2 protein-coding genes are annotated in these 3413 nt (G+C 38.7%); one reads left to right on the forward strand and one right to left on the reverse strand.

Annotated features, from left to right (window positions below):
- Nucleotides 1-182 precede the first annotated feature (182 nt).
- Entirely contained in the window at nucleotides 183-1940 is a 1758-nt protein-coding gene (locus tag COX77_01030) for a hypothetical protein (GenBank protein PIZ99616.1), read from the forward strand.
- Nucleotides 1941-2743: 803 nt separating this feature from the next.
- Here the strand turns inward: COX77_01030 and COX77_01035 are convergent.
- Nucleotides 2744-3413, reverse strand: a 670-nt coding sequence (locus COX77_01035; GenBank protein ID PIZ99617.1) for a redox-regulated ATPase YchF, incomplete at its 5' end; no start/stop codon positions are given.

Consider the following 3413-nt stretch of genomic DNA (forward strand, 5'->3'; position numbering starts at 1 on the left):
CCACCTATATTTTTCTTCTTGTGTTGATTTTGGCATAGTTTTTGACATATAGCCCTAGTTTACTAGAAAGTGCAATATGTGTGTGCACATTACCATTAGCACTTGTTTTTTTCTTAAAAATGTGCTAAAATACTATTATGAGGTAAAAAATCACCTCAGTAAAAAATAAAAACAAAAAGAAAATGAGGGTCATCACCAACAAAGCTTATTGCCACAGCTCTGTTTATCAACGCAGGGGTTCAAAAAATTGCCAAACACGCTCAGTGTCGAGTGTGTTTTTTATGTTTGCAATATCCTTATTGTTGATATTAATATCTGGCAAATTATTATCCCTGTTGGAAACCTATATTTTAGACAGCGTTGATCCTGTTAGTGCTGCAGTAGAAACTCGAGATTACTTAAGTAATCCCTATCGTTATCAATCAACGGATAACAATACCATTATCAATCCAATAGATTTATTGCCAGAGCTGCCGGTAGTTGGACCAGAACAACAACCAGAAGAAAAAATAAGTCCGGTCAGTTGGTTGCGATCATTGTTCATACCAACAGCTCAAGCGGCAACTATTAGACCCAAGATATCAGCGGAATTAATTTCTCTAAAACCAGCCGGCGAAATCAATATTGAACCGGGTAAAGCAATAACCATTGAATTGAAGTTTAAAAATACGGGTAATTATACCTGGTCTAATAGTAGTTACAACTTTTTAGCTTTAGCAACGGTCAGTCCGGAAATGCGGAAGTCGGTTTTTCGCTATAAGAATTGGGAAGAGGCTTTTCGTGCTGCGCGATTACAAGAAAAAAGTGTAAAACCTGGAAAAATCGGTACCTTTAAGTTTGTTTTACAGGCACCCGAGAAGAAAGGTGAATATATTGAGAAATTTCAATTGGTAGCGCGGCGTTTGGATTGGGTAAAGAATAGCGATGTTACCTTTTATCTGAACGTTGGTAGTATTAAACCAAAGATTGTCTATCAGCCAACAGCGATTATTGCCACCAATATGGACGGTCAAGCGCCAACCGTAGAAAATCCGACCCAAGTTAATCCCGAAAATAATGTTACTACCAATTCTTTTGGCCCGCTTATGCGCGTGGGGTTATATGATACTAGACAGCCAATAACAGTAACTGCCAATGGTAATTATTATGTTAAGGATCAAGGAAATAATATTTTAGCCACCAAAACCAGTGGTCATGGCGTGACGATTGTCTACGATTGGTTGAATAAAATCTATATTTTATCCTCCGATGATTATAATTACAGCGGCGGCAGTTATTTGCGTTTAGAGCTAGTAGATCCAATAAATAGTTTCTTTACTATTCTTAGTCTGGACGCGCGACCAGATTTCAATCCCAAAGTTAATTATAATGACTTTCGGTACGCTTTAGAATTTAGATATACGCCCGCTACTGACAAATATTGGGTTATTAATGAGTTGCCGATGGAAAAATACTTATTGGGTATTTCGGAAACCCAAAAAGCAGCGCCTTATGAGTTTCTAAAAGCTATGGCTATTGCCGCGCGTACTTATGCACAGTATCATCAAGAACGACAAACTAAGCATGCTAATGAGTTTTATTTAGTGGACGCAACATATGATCAGGTTTATCGCGGTGCAGCTATTGAAGATATTTTGACTGATTGGAAAAGGGCAGTAGAGGAAACCAGAGGGCAAGTTTTAACCTATAATGGCAAAATAGCCATCACGCCATTTTTTTCCAGCAGCGACGGCCGGACCAGAAGCTTTAAAGAAGTTTGGAAAAATGAAGTGCCTTGGTTGCAATCAGTAGTTTGTGAGTTTGAAACAGGAGGAAATCTAAATGGTCACGGTGTTGGTTTGTCAGCGGTAGATGCTATGCGTCGCGCTAAAGCTGGCGCTGATTATCTGTCTATTCTGCAACACTATTATATCGGTACCACACCCCAAAAAATTTATTAATTGTTCGTTTTAAATATATTTTTTAGCAACATCTCAAAGCGCGGGAACTTTTTCCCAATATGGCTATAACAGCCAAGCTATTAGGAGTATCTTGCTAAATAAAAAGGGACTAGTTTTTTTAGCGGGGGCTAACTTTCTGCCAAAAAGCAGATAATAAAAAACTAGATCGCAGCAAAAACAAAAACAAAAATACACTTCAGCAAGACACCTATTATCGTTATGGGTGTATTTTTGTTGTGCTAGAATTGTGGTTGGTGCTAAGAGAAATAAAAAACTATTATAATAAATAAGTCGCTTAGTGTTACCAAGCGACTTACTTTTAATTTTTATATAGAGGCAGGAACATCAGCCGTTTCCTGAGGAAAAAAGATAGGGCGTTAGCCTATCCAAACGTACATTATTGCGGTTAGATAATAGACCGCGTACGTCGGCGCTGGATCACCTCCTTGGACGAATCAGATATGGGAAGAATATTACTAAGCGTTTTCATAAAAAACTCCTGGTTCTGGATTAATATTGCGACATTTTCAATCGCGGAACTACCCACTTGGTGTAGTAAACGCAAAGAATCCAATTTAATTTTCTGAACCATTTGCGTCTTTTGAAGTGATTGTGTCGTGGGTCTGATCGCATAAGGGATCCTCCTGATTAGTTGATGAATAATTTGTTTAAAGATCTAGCTATTTAATATTGTAGTTTATTTTATCGGAGATGCAAAGTGGATAAATTCCGTTTTTTCCATTACTTAGGACAGTTAATGGATTAGATTAACACCAACACCAGTAATCGTCAAGAGGAATTAGTTAAACGCTAAAGCGAAAATGACAGACATCGCCGTCTTGCATCACATAGTCTTTCCCTTCAACGCGCAGTAGTCCTTTTTCTTTAGCACCAAGTTCACCATCAGCAGTAATAAAGTCTTGGTAGCTGATCACTTCGGCTCTGATAAATCCTTTTTCAAAGTCCGTATGAATAACACCTGCCGCTGCTGGCGCGCAAGATCCTTTTTTGATTGTCCAGGCTTTGGTTTCTTTGGGCCCAGTGGTGAGAAAAGTTATTAAGTTTAATAAGTCATAGCCGGCGACAATTAGTTTATCTAGGCCAGTTGCCCGAATGCCAGCAGCCGCTAAATATTCTTTAACTTCGTTAGTAGGTAAGTCTGACAGATCAGCCTCTAACTTAGCGCAGATATTAATGCTGTTTTTCGTTTCTGGCACGATAGCCAACTCTTGTTCGTCAACATTGTTAACGTAGAGGAGTGGTTTGAGTGTTAGTAAACTCAGGTCGCGTAATAGTTTGCGTTCTTCTTCATTCAATTCAGCCCGTCGTGCCGGTTGCCCCTGTGAGAGTAATTGATAAACTTTATCCAGAGCTTCGGCGGTTTTTTGTAATTGATCGTTTTTATTGCCCTTCATTTCGGATTCCATTCTTTGTTTTCTTTTTTCTACTGTCTCTAAATCAGCGAGGGCTAAT

Source organism: Candidatus Komeilibacteria bacterium CG_4_10_14_0_2_um_filter_37_10 (assembly GCA_002793075.1).
GTDB lineage: Bacteria > Patescibacteriota > Patescibacteriia > UBA1558 > UBA1558 > UM-FILTER-37-10.